Annotated in this window: 1 protein-coding gene; it reads left to right on the plus strand. The window is 58.2% G+C overall.

Translation table 11 applies throughout. The features are described 5' to 3' along the window. Positions 1–224: IS30 family transposase (locus G7020_RS23825; protein WP_181087226.1), on the plus strand; the 224-nt coding region annotated here is incomplete at its 5' end. Between the last annotated feature and the right edge of the window lie 156 nt (positions 225–380).

The raw sequence follows: 380 nt of genomic DNA on the forward strand, positions 1-380 counted from the left end.
GGCAGCGCGGCAGCAACGAAAACATCAACGGCCTGATTCGCCAGTACTTGCCCAAGGGCACAGACCTGTCGGTACATAGCCAGGAGGAGCTGGACGCCATTGCGCTGCAACTGAACATGCGACCGCGTAAGCGCTTCGACTTCAAATGCCCAATCGAAGTTATGGACGAGGTGATGCAGAAGGCCATGGCTATGCGGCATGATGCTCCAGTTTCAATTCAATGACCGTGTTGCACTCAGCTCCTGCAACCGCCTCGTTTCGCGCAGCAGCGCGATGACGTTCTTGCGCTTGGCGAACCATTGGCGCCGCAAGCGCCCCAATTCCCGTTCCGCCTCGGCTTTGTCCAGGCACAGGAAGCGCGTACTCCAGCGATACGCAAA

The sequence above is a fragment of the Stutzerimonas stutzeri genome (genome assembly GCF_013522825.1).
Lineage (GTDB): Bacteria > Pseudomonadota > Gammaproteobacteria > Pseudomonadales > Pseudomonadaceae > Stutzerimonas > Stutzerimonas stutzeri_AK.